Here is a 17,738-nt window from a genome sequence, read left to right on the forward strand (position 1 = left end):
CCTGTAGGAGCGAGGCTTGCCCGCGAAGGTGTTTTGTCTGACACACCGCTTTCGCGGGCAAGCCTCGCTCCTACAGGGGGCGGGTACAAAAATAATGTCCCTCTGAGATAACACCTTGAGCATCCAACCCAGCACTTATTCCCCTGATATCGCGGTGCCCACCGACAAACGTGTCTTCGGCGGTCGCGATCTGTTTTCCCTGTGGTTCTCCCTCGGCATCGGCCTGATGGTGCTGCAGACCGGTGCATTGCTCGCGCCAGGCCTGGGCCTGTCGGGCTCGCTGTTGGCCATCTTCCTCGGCACGCTGGTCGGCGTTCTGCTGCTGGCCGCTGTCGGCGTGATTGGCAGCGACACCGGCCTGTCGTCGATGGCCGCGCTAAAACTGAGCCTCGGCAAACGCGGCGCGAGCCTGCCGGCCGTGCTGAACCTGCTGCAACTGATCGGTTGGGGTTCGTTCGAAATCATCGTGATGCGCGACGCGGCCAGCCTGCTCGGTACACGTGCCTTCAGCGAAGGCAGCCTGCTGTCGAATCCGCTGCTCTGGACCTTGTTCTTCGGTGCATTGGCGACCTTGCTGGCCGTCAGCGGTCCGTTGACGTTCGTGCGGCAGATCCTGCGCAAATGGGGCATCTGGGTGCTGCTGGCCGCGTGCATCTGGCTGACCTGGAACCTGTTCGCCAAAGCGGATCTGGCAGCATTGTGGGCGCAGGCCGGTGACGGTTCGATGCCGTTCGCCGTGGGCTTCGACATTGCGATTGCGATGCCGCTGTCGTGGCTGCCACTGATTGCCGACTACTCACGCTTCGGCAAGCGTGCGAAAAACGTCTTTGGCGGTACAGCGATTGGCTTCTTTATCGGCAACTTTTGGCTGATGAGCCTGGGCGTGGCGTACACCCTGGCGTTCGCGCCGAGCGGTGAAGTGAATGCCTTGCTGTTGGCATTGGCGGGTGCCGGTCTGGGGATTCCGCTGTTGCTGATTTTGTTGGACGAGTCGGAAAACGCCTTCGCCGACATTCACTCGGCGGCGGTTTCCAGCGGGATTCTGTTGCGCTTGAAAGTAGAGCACCTGGCGCTGGCCATCGGCGTGATCTGCACCCTGATCGCGTGCCTGGCGCCGTTGGCCCAGTATCAAAACTTTCTGCTGTTGATCGGTTCGGTGTTTGCGCCGCTGTTCGGCGTGGTGCTGGTGGATCACTTCATCCTGCGCAAACGCAGTAGCCAGGTGGCGTCAGCCGCATTGCGCTGGCCGGCGTTGCTCGCCTGGTTGGGCGGGGTGAGCACTTATCACTTGCTGGCCAATCTGTATCCGGACATCGGCGCAACCCTGCCGTCGTTGATTCTGGCAGGGTTGCTCCAGCTGGTGCTGGGCCGGGCCTTCAGTTACGGCCAGGAAACAGCTCGGGCTTGAGAATGCCGTTCAAACGAGGGTAAGGGATCTTCAGTTCGACGTGACCCAGCGCGTAAGGCGCGATGGTGCTCACTTCGTACTTGAGGATCACCCCGCCGTAGGTCAGCGCCACGTTCTGGGTTTTCTGGAACTGCCAGTTCTTCAGGAACTCCGGTTCCTGATCGAGCTTGGTGCTGATCAGCCAGCTGTTGTGCGCCACTTGCGCGGCTTTCCAGAATGCTTCTTCCTGCCCCGGCACCAACATGTCCGGCAGGGTCAGCACTTTATGCTGCTGGCGCGAATAGTTGATGAAGCTGCGGCCCGGTGTGCCATGCGCGCCGCCGGTGTCCAGGTAGCTGGAAAACTCGACGATCACCAAGCCGTCATGCTGCTCACGTACTTTGGCTTGCAGGTAGCTGCTATTGCGCGGACCGGCGGTGCGCAAAAACTCATCGCGATAGGCCGCCAGCGTCGGTGCCGCTGGGGCGTCGGGCGAGGTGCGGGTCATTTGCAGCAGGCGTTTTTCGATAATGCCGTCGAGCTGAGGCTCGGCGGGGAAGCGCAGCGTATCGATGTTCACCAGCGGGCATTCAGGTGTCGTGCAACCCGGTTTCAGTGTTTCGGTGGCGTCGCGGGTGGTTTCCAGCGGTGCCCGGAAGTTGGGTTGAAACAAACTCTGGCAGGCGCCCAGGGTCAGGGCGATTGCGGCCACGGAGGCGATTTTAAAAAGTGACATGGGTGTCCTTCATAAAACTGGGAAAGGCAAAAAGTTATCCGCTTCGACTCTCAACGAAGCAGTCAGTTCGCCACTAAGCTAATTAGAGTTGGTTTCGCCCTCACCGTCTATCTCGCTGACGGGAAAGGGGCTGCATCAAACGCCGCGAGCGCGTTAGGATGGCGCGAAGTCGAGGTTGCAAGTAACAAAAAGGAGCCTCATAACGGATTTGCAGTAAAGAGGATTGTCATGACTGATTTTGCCAACGCCATTCCGACCGCCGTTGATATCGTTCGGCGCGAAAAGTGCTACGAGGGCTTCTACAAGCTCGATCGTGTGCACTTGCGTCATGAATTGTTTGCCGGTGGCATGAGTCGCGAGATCAATCGTGAAGTGTTTGTCCGTCACGATGCGGTGTGCGTGCTGCCGTACGACCCGCAGCGCGATGAAGTGGTGCTGATCGAGCAGTTTCGCGTCGGCGCCATGGGCAAGACCGACAATCCGTGGCTGATCGAGCTGGTCGCCGGTCTGATCGACAAGGATGAAGTACCGGAAGAAGTTGCTCACCGCGAAGCGCAGGAGGAAGCTGGGCTTGTGTTCGGGGCGCTCTGGCCGATGACCAAATACTTTCCATCGCCGGGCGGCAGCAACGAATTTGTACATTTGTACCTGGGGCGTTGCGACAGCACCGGAGTCGGCGGCCTGCATGGGCTGGAGGAAGAAGCAGAAGATATCCGCGTCACGGTCTGGGCGTTCGAAGATGCCCTGCAGGCCGTACGCGACGGACGAATTGCCAACGCGGCCAGCATCATTGCCTTGCAATGGTTAGCTTTGAACCGCGCTGAAGTGAGGGGGCTATGGTCGTAAACAAGTTGCGCGATCGCTATCGGGTGGACCTCGTCGGGCTGCAAGCCGCTTGCGAGGCCAACTACGCGCGCCTGATGCGACTGTTGCCGGACATGCGCAACGAACCGGAGGCACGGCGCATTGCCGTGACCCACGGCGATCAGATGCTTGGCGTGCTGGCCCTTGAGGTGCTGCAGGTCTGTCCGTATACCACGACCCTGCAAGTGCGCCAGGAACACAGCCTGCCGTGGCTGCCGGTGCCGCAGCTGGAAGTGCAGGTCTATCACGATGCGTGCATGGCCGAAGTGGTCAGCGCCGAACATGCGCGACGCTTTCGCGGCGTCTATCCTTATCCGAATGCCTCAATGCATCAGCCGGATGAAAAGGCCCAGTTGAACATGTTCCTGGGTGAATGGCTGAGCCATTGTCTGGCGTGTGGGCATGAGTACGCCGTCGTTCGATAGATGTGAACTGCGTCAGGTTCACAGGTTTCCCCTTTTGATCGTCCCCCAGCATAATTGCGGCACTCATCCAATCCCGTGATTCAGCCTGGGAGAACGCCTTGCCGAGCGTATCCACATTGACCACCGCCGATTCGGCGTTGCTGGTGCAACTGTCCGACAGTCATCTGTTTGCCGAAGCGGACGGGACGTTGCTGGGCATGAATACCCGGGACAGCCTGCAAAAGGTCATTGAGTTGGTGCGCCTTCAGCAGCCGCAGATTGATCTGATCGTTGCCAGCGGTGATCTGTCTCAGGACGGGACGCTGGAGTCTTATCAGTTGTTTCGCGACTTGACTCGACAGCTCGATGCGCCGGCGCGCTGGATTCCGGGCAATCACGATGAACCGCAGATTATGGCCGAGGCGGCTGTGCAAAGCGCGTTGCTGGAGCCGGTCGTGGATGTCGGTAACTGGCGGGTCACTTTGCTGGATTCGGCGGTGCCGGGGTCGGTGCCGGGGTTTTTGCAGGATGAGCAGTTGCAGTTGCTGGCGCGTTCGCTGAGTGAGGCGCCTGAGCGGCATCATCTGGTGTGTTTTCACCATCATCCGGTGTCGATCGGCTGCTTGTGGATGGAGCCGATCGGGTTGCGTAATCCTGAGGCCTTGTTTGCCGTGCTGGATCGCTTTCCGCAGGTGCGTGCGGTGTTGTGGGGGCATGTGCATCAGGAGATTGATCAGGATCGCAATGGGGTGCGGTTGATTGCTTCGCCTTCGACTTGCATTCAGTTTGAGCCGGGGAGTGATGATTTCAAGGTTGGGGAGCAGGCGCCTGGGTATCGGTGGTTGCGGTTGTTGGCTGATGGTCAACTGGAAACCGGTGTGGAACGCGTCACTGGGTTCGACTTTCAGATCGACTACGGTTCCAACGGTTACTGACGGTTGCGATCTTGGCGGCCTACGGGCCGACCAAGCTCTTGCTGGCCGAGTACATATCCATTCCTGCGGTAACGGCGGCTGGCGGTTTCGCCCTTACGGCAACTCACTTTTTTTTCAAACGCCAAAAAAAAGTAAGCAAAAAAAGGCTCGCCCCAAGCGTCCGGCCCCTCGCTTAGGCTCGGCGTTCCTTCGCTCCGGTATCCATCCGGGGACACTGCCCTCCGGTCTGCTTCGCGACGACCTACATGCAGCGTGTTCGACTGCGTCGAACGGCGCTGCGCGCCACTCCCCGGATGAACACCTCCACTCAGCCTCCCGAAGGGGCGGGTGGATCAAGATCAAGAGCTGCAGGCGAGCTAACGCTCGGCCTGTTGAGTGGTGAGAAGCGAAGCGAGTACGTCGACCCCTTGTAGGAGCGAGCGGTGCGGCGATCCGACTTGCACGCGATGGCGGCCTGACAGCCGACCTGCAATTTGCGGATATACCCCATCCCCTGTTGGAGCTGGCTTTCCTGCGATGGCGGCCTGACAGCCGACCTGCAGTTTGTGGATGTACCCTATCCCCTGTAGATACTCTGTTCACGGTCAAGCTTTCGCGAGATGTTTTTCGCTAAAAAGCTTGGCCGTATTAAATTCTTCTCCAGAACGCATGCATGCCCATAACCCGGTCAGGTATTTACGCATCACTGCTCCGATGGCCTGCATTTTCTTCTTGCCGCGGGCTACCAGCGCCTCGTAAAAGGCTTTCACATTCTCATCACAGCGAATTGCCGTCATTGCCGGCATGAACATCGCTGCCCGTAAATACGCGTTGCCGCATTTGGACATTCGCCCTGGCCGGTTCACGCTGGTGCCTGACTGGGTCAGCCTTACATCGAGTCCTGCATAACGGCTTACCTGCGCCGATTTAAGCGTCACAGGAAGTGTCGTCAACTCAGCCAGTGCTGCGATGGCCGAGGCCTCTCCCACGCCGGGTGCAGCCATCATGCAGCGAAACTGCAAACTCAGATCCGGGCATTTGGCGATGGCCTCGCGTGCAGCCTTCTTCAAACGATCAATCCGTGTGTCTAGCGCTGCAATCGCATCTTTTTCATCCTCGATCAGCAGCTCAACGCTCGTTTGCGTCGCTTGTAGTGCGTGCAACTCGTTCTTGGCTCGGGTCCGATGGCCAATCAGCCGGTTGATATGGCGCCCAATCGCACGCAGCATCAGTTGATCTGCGGTAGGTGGCACCCACAGTCTTGGCGCCATGCGTTCGCCATACTCGGCCAGCAACTGAGCATCAATCTGGTCAGTTTTGCTGTTTTGCAGCATCAGCTTGGCAAAGTTATGGAAGCTTTTGGGGTTGATCACCGAGACCGGTAAGCCGGCGGCATGCAACTCTATCGCCAGGTCCAGGTAGTAAATGCCGGTGGCCTCCATGACCACGCTCAGCGGTTTGAGGCCCAACATCTTGGTCACGGCAGCCTTACGCCCCTTGGGGGTGTGCTGAATGTCCCACTGGCCTGATGTTTTACCGTTCTGCCGCCATCCCATAGCAGACGTGCGGGCACCAATGTCTATGCCGACATGAGTATTCATGGTTTTCACTTCCCTGATTTTCGGTAAGATTGCTCCTGGTTCCCCCGACCTCGAACTTCATGCCACTGCAACCTTGTAATGCGAAGTCCGACTTGTCGGCTTCTCGATACTCTTCGTGGTGGGCAATGAGGCGGGGGGGCCTCTCTACAGACAAGGTCAGGAGCAAATCCTGCCTTCAGGAGCGATCGGCCTCCCCCAGAAACGCACTTGCTGTTGTATGAATCCTTAAGCGTAACCTCTCTCGTTGGAATCAGGGTCAACATACAAGGAGCGAGGCTTGCCCGCGAAGGCGGCTTCGCCGACGACGCTGTTTAATGGTCAGTAAAAATTTCAGAACCTTCCCACGAAGTTTTCAGGTTGCCCGTCAGACGCGGCTTCTCTAGCCTTTTGCCTGTCGCTGACACATTCAGCGTTCTGGCTTCGCGGCCCGTTTTCTCAGGCATAATCGCCCCCCGCCTAACGACAGCGCTTTCGGCTGTCTGTCGTTTCGTGTCATGGCGGCTGTGCGCGGGATACCTTCGGGTATGCCGAGTTGCCAGAGGATCGGTCCGCGAACCTGCGTACAGCTGCCACCCAAATTGCGTCGCGGTAATTTGTAAGTGGCTCCACTCTTCCTCTGGAGTACTACTATGTTCAAACCAACCCCCAATCCCCCCGCCCGCAAACCCAGCACGATGTACATGATCGTCCCCGAAATGGACACGGAAAGCCTTTTGGCCCATTCCTGTGAGTCCCTGGCGTCGGCGAGTGTCATGGCCAGTGATTTTGCCGCGCGCCTGCATGGGCCGGACCGGCATACAGCGATGGCGATTCAACAGATAGTCATGCTGGCCGAACGGGCGGTAAATCGGGCGCTGGATAATGTTGATCCAGCATAATTTTTTCAGATAAACCGCGTTATCGTTCATCGCAAGCAAACTCGCTCCCACATAGGGCCGCGTCCGCTTGGACATCTCGGTCACTTGTGGGAGTGAGCTTGCTCGCGATATGACGTCCGTTTGGGCAACCTGATTCTTGCCTTTATCCCCGATCCCCCCGACTCCCTGTAAACTGCGCCTCTTTACCCGACGCACAGGGAGTTCAAATGTCCGGTTCGATCCTTTATATCCACGGTTTCAACAGCGCGCCTTCGTCGAAAAAGGCCACGCAGCTGGTGCACGTGATGGAGCGGCTGGGTTTGAGCGATCAATTGCGCGTCCCGGCCTTGCATCATCATCCGCGCGAAGCCATCGGTCAGCTGGAGCAGGCGATTGAAGAGCTGGGGCGGCCACTGCTGGTCGGCAGCTCACTCGGCGGCTACTATGCGACTCACTTGGCTGAGCGCCATGGCCTCAAGGCCCTGTTGATCAACCCAGCTGTCAGTCCGCACCGGATGTTCGACGGGTTCCTGGGGACGCAGAAAAACCTGTATACCGATGAGGCCTGGGAATTGACCCACGACCATGTGACGGCCCTGGCCGAGCTGGAAGTGCCGGCGCCCCGGGATCCGCAGCGGTATCAGGTGTGGTTGCAGACCGGCGACGAAACGCTGGACTATCGCCTCGCCCAGCAGTATTACCGCGCCTGTGCCTTGCGCATCCAGGCCGGCGGCGACCATAGTTTCCAGGGTTTTGCCGCGCAACTTCCGGCAATGCTGAGTTTTGCCGGCATCGGCGCAGATTTGTATCAGGCGATCGATTTCACAGCACTGTGAGTCGTCGCCTCTTTTTCACAGAATACTCTTTTTCACAGAACACTTTTTACAGGCGGACGACGAGACCCCATGGCCACTCCCAGCGCTAGCTCTTATAACGCAGACGCCATCGAAGTCCTCTCGGGCCTCGACCCGGTGCGCAAACGCCCCGGCATGTACACCGACACCAGTCGGCCGAACCACCTCGCCCAGGAAGTCATCGACAACAGCGTCGACGAAGCCTTGGCCGGGCATGCGACCTCGGTGCAGGTCATCCTGCACGCCGATCATTCCCTGGAAGTCAGCGATGACGGCCGCGGCATGCCGGTGGATATTCACGCCGAAGAAGGCGTGTCGGGTGTCGAGCTGATCCTCACCAAGCTCCACGCGGGCGGCAAGTTTTCCAACAAGAACTACCAGTTCTCCGGCGGTCTGCACGGGGTGGGTATTTCCGTGGTCAACGCGCTGTCGAACGAAGTCCGGGTGCGCGTCAAGCGTGACGGCAACGAATACCAGATGACCTTCGCCAATGGTTACAAGAAAACCGAGCTGGAAGTGATCGGCACCGTCGGCAAGCGCAACACCGGTACCAGCGTGTTCTTCGCACCGGACCCGAAGTACTTCGATTCGCCAAAATTCTCCATCAGCCGCCTCAAGCACGTGCTCAAGGCCAAGGCCGTCCTGTGCCCGGGGCTGCTGGTCAGTTTTGAAGACAAGGCCACCGGCGAGAAAGTCGAATGGCATTACGAAGATGGTCTGCGCTCCTACCTGGAAGATGCGGTCAGCGAATTTGAGCGCCTGCCCAACGAACCGTTCTGCGGCAGCCTGGCCGGTAACAAAGAAGCGGCCGATTGGGCGCTGTTGTGGTTGCCGGAAGGTGGCGACAGCGTGCAGGAAAGCTACGTCAACCTGATCCCGACGGCTCAGGGCGGTACCCACGTCAACGGTCTGCGTCAGGGCTTGCTCGACGCGATGCGCGAGTTCTGCGAATTCCGCAGCTTGCTGCCACGCGGAGTGAAGCTGGCGCCGGAAGACGTCTGGGAACGCATCGCTTTCGTTTTGTCGATGAAGATGCAGGAACCGCAATTCTCCGGCCAGACCAAAGAGCGTCTGTCGTCCCGTGAAGCGGCCGCGTTCGTTTCCGGGGTGGTCAAGGACGCGTTCAGCCTGTGGCTCAACGCTCACCCTGAGCTGGGCATGCAGCTCGCGGAACTGGCGATCAACAACGCCGGCCGTCGTCTCAAGGCCAGCAAGAAGGTCGAGCGCAAGCGCATCACAGCGGGGCCGGCACTGCCAGGCAAGCTTGCCGACTGCGCCGGGCAGGACCCGATGCGTTCAGAGCTGTTCCTGGTGGAAGGTGATTCCGCAGGCGGTTCGGCCAAACAAGCGCGGGACAAAGAGTTCCAGGCGATCCTGCCGTTGCGCGGCAAGATTCTGAACACCTGGGAAGTCGACGGCGGCGAAGTGCTGGCCAGCCAGGAAGTGCACAACATCGCCGTGGCGATCGGTGTCGATCCGGGCTCGGCGGACATCGCCCAGCTGCGCTACGGCAAGATCTGCATCCTCGCCGACGCCGACTCCGACGGTCTGCACATCGCCACCTTGCTCTGCGCCTTGTTCGTCCAGCATTTCCGCCCGTTGGTGGATGCCGGTCACGTCTACGTCGCGATGCCGCCGCTGTACCGCATCGACCTTGGCAAAGAGATTTACTACGCCCTGGACGACGCCGAGCGCGATGGCATTCTGGATCGTCTGGTGGCCGAGAAAAAACGCGGCAAGCCGCAGGTCACGCGATTCAAAGGCCTGGGTGAAATGAACCCGCCGCAGCTGCGCGAAACCACCATGGACCCGAACACTCGGCGTCTGGTGCAACTGACGCTGGAAGATTACGACGCAACCGCAGAAATGATGGACATGTTGCTGGCGAAGAAACGCGCCGGTGATCGCAAGTCCTGGCTGGAATCCAAAGGCAACCTCGCCGAGGTTCTTGGCTGATGCGGGTTGGCTTTGCCCTGGCGTGTGCGTTACTTCTGACCTCCGTTTCGGCGTTTGCCGAACCGGCACCGGAGTTGCGCCTGTTGTCCGAGCATCCAGTCGATGGCATGCGCGGCGGCAACCTGTCGGGGCTGGCCCAATGTGGCAAGGACCTGTGGACGATCTCCGACCGCGACGATGATCAGATCTACCGCCTCGATACCCGCGACACGGTCTGGCAGGCCGAAACCGTTGGCATCGGCGTCCCTCCGGTGCCTGACAGCGGTTTGCCCTGGGGGTTGCGTTCGCGGGCCTGGGTCGCATCGTTTGTACGGGGCGGGGACCTGGATTTTGAAGGCATCAGTTGCGACAGCGCCGGTAATCGCTACATCGTCAGCGAGTCCCATGCGGCGATCCTGCAAGTGCCGCCTGTTGGGCCTTCGTCCTGGCTGAAGATCTCGCCGATGCTGGTTCGCGAAGCGCGGGCCAGTGGCATGCTGTTGCAATTCAATGCGCTGTTCGAGGGCCTGGCGATCAACCCTTCGGGCGATCAATTGTGGCTCGCCGCCGAGCGTCAAAGCCGTGGCTTGCTGCTGATCAAGCGCAAACAGACGGTGTGGGATTGCGACGGTGGCTGCGTATTGCTGAGCGAAGCGGGTAAAGAAATGCAGCCGGCACAGTTTCCACGGGCCAAAGCCGTTACTCGGGACTTTGCCGACCTGTCGCTGTTCAACGGCAAGCTGTTTACCCTTGAACGCAACGCTTACCAGATCTGCCGCCGCGACCCGGTGACGGCCAAGGTCGAACGCTGCTGGTCGTTTGCCGATGAAGCCTTGCAGGAACACCGCCGCTATCAAAATCCGTTTGGTCTGACCGAAGCATTGATTGTCGACGCCGAGGGGGCCTGGGTCGGCACCGACAACAACAACGATGCCCGCGCCGATGGCGAGGCTCGCCCGGTTGTCTGGCGCTTCGCCGCGCCTGAAGGTGGCTGGAGTGCCAAGCCGTGAGCCAGCAAACGCCGGGGAAACGCGCCGGCCGGGTGTTTATGGTGCTGGCCTGGTGCGCGGCGCTGTTCCTGGCAACGCGGTTTTTCGGCCAGTGGGAGGATCGACAGCAGAATCCCAATGTGGCCGTCACCTCGGAGCAGGGCGAAGGTTTTGTTGAAGTGAAACTGGCCAGTAATACCCAGGGGCACTTTGTCGCCAGCGGCCAGATCAACGGCCAGCCGGTGGATTTCATGCTGGATACCGGGGCGACCGATGTGGCGATCCCGGCCCAAATGGCCGAACGGCTGAAACTGGAAAAAGGCTTCGGGGTGACCCTGAGCACCGCCAACGGTCGCACCGAGGGTTATCGAACCCGCGTCGACCGGCTGCAACTGGGCGACATTGTGCTGCGTGACGTGCGCGCCATCGTCGTGCCAGGCCTGGATGGCAAGCAAGTGCTGCTCGGTATGAGCGCGCTGAACAAACTTGAATTTACCCAGCGCGGTGGCACCATGCTGCTGCGCCAGACAACGAACCGATGAGGCCCGCATGAGCGACTCCCTTGATCTCAGCCTGGACGGTGTAGAACGCCGGTCACTGGCTGACTTCACCGAAAATGCCTACCTCAACTACTCCATGTACGTGATCATGGACCGTGCCTTGCCGCATATCGGCGACGGCCTGAAACCGGTACAGCGGCGCATTATCTATGCGATGAGCGAGTTGGGGCTGGACGCCGATTCCAAGCACAAGAAATCGGCGCGTACCGTCGGTGACGTGCTCGGTAAATTCCACCCGCATGGCGATTCGGCCTGCTACGAAGCCATGGTCCTGATGGCCCAGCCGTTCAGCTACCGCTACACGCTGGTCGACGGCCAGGGTAACTGGGGTGCGCCGGATGATCCCAAGTCCTTCGCCGCCATGCGTTACACCGAGGCGCGGCTGTCGCGTTATTCCGAAGTGCTGCTCAGCGAACTGGGCCAGGGCACCGCGGACTGGGGCCCGAACTTCGACGGTACGCTCGACGAGCCGCTGGTGTTGCCGGCGCGTTTGCCGAACATCCTGCTCAACGGCACCACCGGCATCGCCGTGGGCATGGCCACCGACGTACCGCCGCACAACCTGCGCGAAGTCGCGACAGCGTGCGTGCGTTTGCTCGATGAGCCCAAAGCCACGGTCGAACAGCTCTGCGAACACATTCAGGGCCCGGATTACCCGACCGAAGCAGAAATCATCACGCCCCGCGCCGATCTGCTGAAAATGTACGAAACCGGCAAGGGTTCGGTGCGCATGCGCGCCGTGTACCACATTGAAGACGGCGACATCATCGTCACCGCACTGCCGCATCAGGTTTCCGGTGCCAAAGTGCTGGAGCAGATCGCTGCAATGATGCAGGCCAAGCCGTCCAAGGCCCCGCAGATCGCTGACTTGCGCGACGAATCCGACCACGAAAACCCGTGCCGGATCGTGATCATTCCGGGCGCGCGGAAAAACTTCGACCACGACGCGCTGATGCAACACCTGTTCGCCAGCACCGAGCTGGAGTCGAGCTACCGGGTCAACATCAACATCATCGGTCTGGACGGCAAGCCGCAGTTGAAAAACCTGCGTGCGTTGCTGGTGGAATGGCTGGAGTTTCGCGTCAACACCGTGCGCCGCCGCCTGCAATTCCGCCTGGACAAGGTCGAGCGCCGCCTGCACCTGTTGGACGGTTTGTTGATTGCCTACCTCAACCTGGATGAAGTGATTCACATCATCCGTACCGAGGAACACCCGAAAGCCGCACTGATCGCGCGTTTTGCCCTGAGCGAAATCCAGGCCGACTACATTCTCGACACCCGTTTGCGTCAGTTGGCGCGACTGGAAGAAATGAAGCTGCGCGCCGAGCAGGATGAACTGCTCAAGGAACAGGCCAAGCTGCAAGCCCTGCTGGGCAGTGAAGCCAAGCTGAAAAAACTGGTGCGTACCGAGCTGATCAAGGACGCCGAAACCTACGGTGACGACCGTCGTTCACCCATCGTCGAGCGCACCGAAGCCAAGGCCCTGACCGAGCACGACCTGCTGCCGAACGAGAAAGTGACCGTCGTACTGTCGGAAAAAGGCTGGGTTCGTTCTGCCAAAGGGCACGAAATCGACGCCACCGGGCTTTCCTACAAAGCCGGGGATGGTTTCAAGGCCTTGGCGCCGGGTCGCTCCAACCAGTTCGCGGTGTTCATCGACTCCACCGGCCGCAGCTATTCGGTGCCTTCGCACACGCTGCCATCGGCCCGTGGCCAAGGCGAACCGCTGACCGGCCGTCTGACGCCGCCGCCAGGGGCGACCTTCGAATGCGTGCTGATGCCGGAAGACGATTCGCTGTACGTGATCGCCTCCGACGCCGGCTACGGCTTCGTGGTCAAGGGTGAAGACCTGCAAGCCAAGAACAAGGCCGGCAAGGCGCTGTTGAGCTTGCCGAACAACTCGAAGGTCATTCTTCCGCGCCCGGTAACGGACCGCGAGAACAATTGGCTGGCTTCGGTGACCACCGAAGGTCGCCTGCTGATCTTCAAGATCAGTGATCTGCCACAATTAGGTAAGGGCAAAGGCAACAAGATCATCGGGATCAACGGTGAGCGTGTGGCCAGTCGCGAAGAATATGTCACAGACATCGCCGTACTGCCGGATGGCGCCACGTTGGTGCTGCAGGCCGGAAAACGTACGTTGTCGCTGAAAGCGGACGACCTCGAACACTACAAAGGTGAGCGTGGGCGTCGTGGTAACAAACTGCCACGTGGCTTCCAGCGGGTTGATGCGCTGCTCGTCGAAAACCTCAATTAAGCGGCTAGGGGGCGTTATCGGCTACTTTCCCCACCGCGCCGGGTCTGCTGTTGTACAGGGCAAGGCGTGAGAAGCGAGGTTTGGTCATTCCAAATAAGCTTCGAGCAACGCAGCCCTGCACAACAGCAGGCCCGGCCCTTCGGGTTGTGCCTTAAAGCGGGCCAGGCTGCGTTGGAGGCCTTGGAAAGGGAAAAACCATTCCCAGCGGCCTCCGCCTTGCCTGGCCCGCTTTAAGGCGACAACGCGGTGGGGAAAGTAGTCGATAACGCCCCTAGAGGCCTCGATCTACGATTTAACGCGTAGATCGACGCATTGGCGCTGGAGTCGGAACGCATATTCACGGATGATATGGCCTTTCAAGCGCCGGCGTGGCCGAGCGTTCTTCATATTTATTGAGTATTTTCACTGTGGTTAGCCTTGTGGCAACCACCTGGATGGGACGATGACTGCTCTGCGCCTTCCTTTTATTTTGATGCTCGCCGGCGTTCTTGGCCTGGCGGGTTGCAGCGTTCACCAACCGGTGTCGCTGTACCAGCTGGACAGCGGAAGTCCGGCTCAGCCTGCGCAAAGCGCGGGCATGGCGGTTTTGCTGGGCCCGGTAACGGTTGCGGATTACCTGCAACGCGAAACCTTGTTGCAGCGACAGCCCGATGGCAGCCTGCTGGCATCGCTGGACGGTCGTTGGGCGGGTAGCTTGTCTTCCGACATCGATCAGCTATTGCTGCGTCAGGTAGCGGGTCATCTGGACAGCCAGCGCGTTGTGCTGGCGCCTGCGACCACTGGCTTTACACCGGATGTCCAGGTGCTGATGACGATTACTCGCCTGGACTCGGGCGAATCGCAACCGGCGATCCTGGATGCGCAATGGCGTTTGATCGACCGTCGTGGCCAGGTTCGCGATAACCGCATCATTCACCTGCAAGAGCAGCATGCCGGTGGCACGGCGGCTCAGGTTCAGGCTCAGGGTGTGTTGCTGCAGCGTCTGGCCGAGCAACTGTCGACGGCGCTCAAGCCACTGGCCAATCAACCACCGATCGCCGCAGCGCCGAAAAAGCCGGCAGCCAAGCCGGCGGCACCAGCGGCGGAAGCGGAAAAGCAACCGAAGATCCCGATGGCTTCGCCGATCCGGACCGATATGGAAGTGTTCAGGTTCTAAGCCTGGATTGATCCAAAGCAAAGCCCGCAGTGATGCGGGCTTTGTTGTTTCTGCGGGTTGTATCTCCATTGTTTGTCCCGACGTCTTCGCGGGCAAGCCTCGCTCCTACAGGTTTTGTGTCGTACACCTATCGCGCGAACGACGCAGGACCTGTAGGAGCGAGGCTTGCCCGCGAAGGCGTCAGGCCAGGCAACAAAAAGCCCGCAGACAATCACTCATCTGCGGGCTTCGTTATTGCGGGGCTAAGATTTAGGCCCGACGCTCATGCATCCGCGCCAGTTGCCGCTCAAGCATCGACGGATAAGGCTCCATCAACCGCTCAACACAGCAAGCACCCTCAGGGCTGGCAATCGGCCGGATCCGCGCACGCTGGCGGATCAGCGCGTCGTCACTGATCTTGCGCTCCACCAGCAGCAGGTTGCGGCTGTGTTGCGACAAGGCCAGGGCGTCCTGAGCGGCTTCGGTCAGCAGCAGGTCGATCTGGCTCATACCGAACAACTCGTCCCCCAGTGTCAGGCCCAACTGCAATTGCAGGGTGATGCCGCTGTCCGCGACTTCGATCTGCAATTGATGGCCCAGCGCACGCAACAGCTCACCACAGCAGATCGCGTTGGTCAGGTAGTCGTCGCCGCTGTCTTCGGTGTGGAACACCATCAGCGTGCTGCCATCGTTGAGGCTATGCAGTTCGCCCTCATAGAGCGACGCGGCCTGGTCGAGGCAATCGCGATAGCGTTTCAGCAGTTCTTCCAGGCGCGCTCGGGGCAGACGACGCAGTTGATCCTGAGCGCCCAGTTGCACGGCCAGCACCGCGCTGTGCTGTGGCACGTTCGAGATCACCTGTTTTGCTACCGGTTTAGGCGCAGCGTCGGCCGATTCATCACGCAAATCGGCAAACGCATCATCGTCATCGTCGTCTTCAACGGTGCTGACACTGCGCCGCAGCGCAGGCTTGAGGCCGGCCACAGGCTTGGTTTCGTCAAAGCTCGGATCACGCAGGTTGCGCACTTCGAAGGTCGGCTCTTTATCGTCGGCGTCTTCGTATTCGCTTTCGTCGTATTCCGGCTCGGGCACAGGTTCCGGTTCGGCCGGCTCCGGCGCGAAATTGGCGTGCAGCTGGCGGGCCAGGTCGCCGATCTCATCCTGGCGCTCGGTGGCCGGAGTGTATTCGTCGATATTGCGCAGCCACACGCGCAGTTGCAGCAGCGGCGTGGAGATATGCCGACCCAGGCGCAGGCTCAAGGCCAGGGACAGGGCCAGCAGAATCGCACTCAAAATGCCCATGCTTTGCAGGCTGATGGTCATCGGCTGCTGGAACTGATCCATGTCCAGGCTGATGCGCAGTTGCCCGGCCGTCACGTCCTGGAACGTGATTTTGCTCTGGTACATGCCTTCGGCTTCGCCCAACAGGCTGTGCTTGGGACGCTGACCGGCTTCGGCGAGGATGCGGTTATCCACGCTATAGATGGCGGCGTGGGCCACCAACTTGTTTTTGGTCAGGTTGTTGAGCAGCACGTTGAGGCTGAGGATGTCGTTGGACACCAACAGCTCCGTGGCGGAGGTGGCGGTCTGCGTGGTCAGGCTTTCGCCCAGCGCATCGGCCTGCTCGTGCATGGCCTGCTTGAACTGCAAACCCATCACGCAGGCGTAGATCACCAGGGCCAGAGCGACCAGGATCACGTTATGGCTGGCGATGCGCAATGCAATCGGTACACGGCGATGGCGCAGTGCACGGAAGATCAGCAGAAAGAAGTTATCGGTTTTTACTGGCGTGGGCCGGTTCACTTGAGCTCGGCTCTTTTGTCCGTGAAGTTGACGCGCAGTATAGCGACAGGCCCTAGACCGGCAAAGCGCTGACGGTGCCCGATGGTCACTGAAAGTGGGTAGAATGCGGTTTTTTTCCACTTGCGGGGGTGCGCCTTGCGCGAAATCGTCCTGATAAACATCACGGGAGTCGACCGTCCGGGTCTGACTGCGGCCATTACCGGCGTTCTGGCCCAGGGTGGTGTGAACATTCTCGACATCGGTCAGGCGGTGATCCACGACACCCTGTCGTTCGGCATCCTGGTTGAAATTCCTGATACCGAGCAAGGCAAGTCGGTGCTCAAGGACATCCTGTTCAAGGGTTACGAGCTCGATCAGCAGGTGCGTTTCACGCCGGTATCCGAACAGGATTACCAGCAGTGGGTCGGTAACCAGGGTAAAAAACGCCACATCGTGACGCTGTTGACCCGCAAAGTGACCGCCGGGCAATTGCAGGCCGTGAGTTCGATCACCGCCAAATATGGCCTGAACATCGATCACATCGATCGCTTGTCCGGGCGTATGCCGCTGGACACCCCGGCCGACAAAGGCAAGGGCTGCATCGAGTTTTCCGTGCGTGGCGAAGCGGCTGATCCGCAGGCGCTGCGGGCCGAGTTCCTCAGCGTCGCCCAGGAACTGAACGTCGACATCGCCTTCCAGGAAGATTCGCTGTTCCGCCGTAACCGCCGCCTGGCGGTGTTTGACATGGACTCAACGCTGATCGAGGCCGAAGTCATCGACGAACTGGCCAAGGCAGCGGGCGTGGGCGACCAAGTGTCTGAAATCACCGAGCGAGCGATGGCCGGTGAACTGGATTTCCGCGCGAGCTTCAAGGAACGCCTGGCCTTGCTCAAGGGGCTGGACGTCAGTGTGCTGGACTCGATCGGTGCTTCATTGCGTCTGACCGAAGGCGCCGAAACCCTGTTCGCCGAACTCAAGCGTCTGGGCTACAAAACGGCGATCCTGTCGGGCGGCTTCACCTACTTCGCCAAGCAACTACAGGCCAAGTTGGGCATCGACTACGTGTTTGCCAACGAACTGGAAGTGGTCGACGGCAAGGTTACCGGCGTGGCGGTCGAGCCGATTGTTGATGCACAGCGCAAGGCGGATCTGCTGAAAGAACTGGCGCATAAGGAAGGCTTGCGTCTGGAACAGACCATCGCGGTCGGCGACGGTGCCAACGATTTGCCGATGCTGGCGATTGCCGGTCTGGGCGTGGCGTTCCGCGCCAAACCGCTGGTGAAACAGTCGGCCAAACAGGCGATTTCCACCCTTGGGCTGGATGGCGTGCTGTATCTGCTGGGCTTCCGGGATCGTGACGGGCAGCTCTGAGTCTTGTATTGACTAAACTAGCCTCTTCGCGGGCAAGCCTCGCTCCTACAGGTTTGGTGTCGTACACCTATCGCGCGAACGACGCAGAACCT

14 protein-coding genes and 1 pseudogene are annotated in these 17,738 nt (G+C 59.9%); 12 read left to right on the plus strand and 3 right to left on the minus strand.

All coding sequences use genetic code 11. The annotated features are described in order from the left end of the window. Nucleotides 1-115 precede the first annotated feature (115 nt). Complete coding sequence (gene cytX / locus ACYZTM_RS17950; RefSeq protein ID WP_461983824.1) at nt 116-1,408, plus strand: putative hydroxymethylpyrimidine transporter CytX; 1,293 nt, start codon at nt 116-118, stop codon at nt 1,406-1,408. Here cytX and ACYZTM_RS17955 read toward each other — a convergent pair. Next, entirely contained in the window at nt 1,377-2,123 is a 747-nt protein-coding gene (locus ACYZTM_RS17955; RefSeq protein ID WP_461983826.1) for an RsiV family protein, read from the minus strand. The two genes, cytX and ACYZTM_RS17955, sit on opposite strands and share 32 nt — an antisense overlap. A 228-nt stretch (nt 2,124-2,351) precedes the next feature. Here ACYZTM_RS17955 and ACYZTM_RS17960 point away from each other — a divergent pair, with 228 nt between their 5' ends. The 3 genes from ACYZTM_RS17960 to cpdA all read left to right on the plus strand — a co-directional run bounded on the left by ACYZTM_RS17960 (nt 2,352) and on the right by cpdA (nt 4,326). Beyond that, entirely contained in the window at nt 2,352-2,969 is a 618-nt protein-coding gene (locus ACYZTM_RS17960) for an NUDIX domain-containing protein (protein WP_131058782.1), read from the plus strand. Then, on the plus strand, nt 2,960-3,412 hold the full coding sequence (locus ACYZTM_RS17965; protein ID WP_131058783.1) for a DUF1249 domain-containing protein: 453 nt from the start codon (nt 2,960-2,962) through the stop codon (nt 3,410-3,412). The genes ACYZTM_RS17960 and ACYZTM_RS17965 overlap by 10 nt, the downstream gene beginning before the upstream one ends. A 98-nt stretch (nt 3,413-3,510) precedes the next feature. Beyond that, nucleotides 3,511-4,326, plus strand: coding sequence for a 3',5'-cyclic-AMP phosphodiesterase (gene cpdA / locus ACYZTM_RS17970; RefSeq protein WP_461983828.1), 816 nt, complete (start codon nt 3,511-3,513; stop codon nt 4,324-4,326). Nucleotides 4,327-4,910: 584 nt separating this feature from the next. Here the strand turns inward: cpdA and ACYZTM_RS17975 are convergent. Continuing rightward, entirely contained in the window at nt 4,911-5,906 is a 996-nt protein-coding gene (locus ACYZTM_RS17975; RefSeq protein ID WP_131063537.1) for an IS110 family RNA-guided transposase, read from the minus strand. 659 nt (nt 5,907-6,565) lie between these two features. Between ACYZTM_RS17975 and ACYZTM_RS17980 the strand changes: the two are divergent. From ACYZTM_RS17980 to ACYZTM_RS18010, 7 genes and pseudogenes are all read left to right on the plus strand, one after another. Beyond that, nucleotides 6,566-6,784 (plus strand): annotated as a pseudogene (locus ACYZTM_RS17980) (DUF6124 family protein); the annotation flags it as partial. Between the two features lie 206 nt (nt 6,785-6,990). Beyond that, the gene (locus ACYZTM_RS17985) at nt 6,991-7,599 is read left to right on the plus strand and encodes a YqiA/YcfP family alpha/beta fold hydrolase (RefSeq protein ID WP_131058786.1); all 609 of its coding nucleotides are present in this window, start codon (nt 6,991-6,993) and stop codon (nt 7,597-7,599) included. A 69-nt stretch (nt 7,600-7,668) separates the two neighbouring features. Next, complete coding sequence (gene parE, locus ACYZTM_RS17990; RefSeq protein ID WP_461983831.1) at nt 7,669-9,573, plus strand: DNA topoisomerase IV subunit B; 1,905 nt, start codon at nt 7,669-7,671, stop codon at nt 9,571-9,573. Beyond that, nucleotides 9,573-10,562: an esterase-like activity of phytase family protein gene (locus ACYZTM_RS17995; protein WP_131058788.1), complete on the plus strand. Its 990-nt coding sequence runs from the start codon at nt 9,573-9,575 to the stop codon at nt 10,560-10,562. The genes parE and ACYZTM_RS17995 overlap by 1 nt, the downstream gene beginning before the upstream one ends. Then, nucleotides 10,559-11,083 (plus strand): retropepsin-like aspartic protease family protein, encoded by a 525-nt coding sequence (locus ACYZTM_RS18000; RefSeq protein WP_461983834.1) that lies wholly within the window; start codon nt 10,559-10,561, stop codon nt 11,081-11,083. The genes ACYZTM_RS17995 and ACYZTM_RS18000 overlap by 4 nt, the downstream gene beginning before the upstream one ends. A gap of 7 nt (nt 11,084-11,090) precedes the next feature. After that, complete coding sequence (gene parC / locus ACYZTM_RS18005; protein ID WP_131058790.1) at nt 11,091-13,358, plus strand: DNA topoisomerase IV subunit A; 2,268 nt, start codon at nt 11,091-11,093, stop codon at nt 13,356-13,358. A gap of 442 nt (nt 13,359-13,800) precedes the next feature. Continuing rightward, nucleotides 13,801-14,514, plus strand: a complete 714-nt coding sequence (locus ACYZTM_RS18010; protein WP_131058791.1) for a PqiC family protein — start codon at nt 13,801-13,803, stop codon at nt 14,512-14,514. A gap of 249 nt (nt 14,515-14,763) precedes the next feature. On the opposite strand, the gene ACYZTM_RS18015 is transcribed toward ACYZTM_RS18010, so the two are convergent. After that, on the minus strand, nt 14,764-16,296 hold the full coding sequence (locus tag ACYZTM_RS18015) for an AhpA/YtjB family protein (RefSeq protein ID WP_131058792.1): 1,533 nt from the start codon (nt 16,294-16,296) through the stop codon (nt 14,764-14,766). Between the two features lie 135 nt (nt 16,297-16,431). On the opposite strand from ACYZTM_RS18015, the gene serB reads away from it, so the two are divergent. Further along, entirely contained in the window at nt 16,432-17,646 is a 1,215-nt protein-coding gene (serB, locus tag ACYZTM_RS18020; protein WP_131058793.1) for a phosphoserine phosphatase SerB, read from the plus strand. Nucleotides 17,647-17,738: the final 92 nt, after the last annotated feature.

This window comes from Pseudomonas sp. MDT2-39-1 (assembly GCF_054898085.1).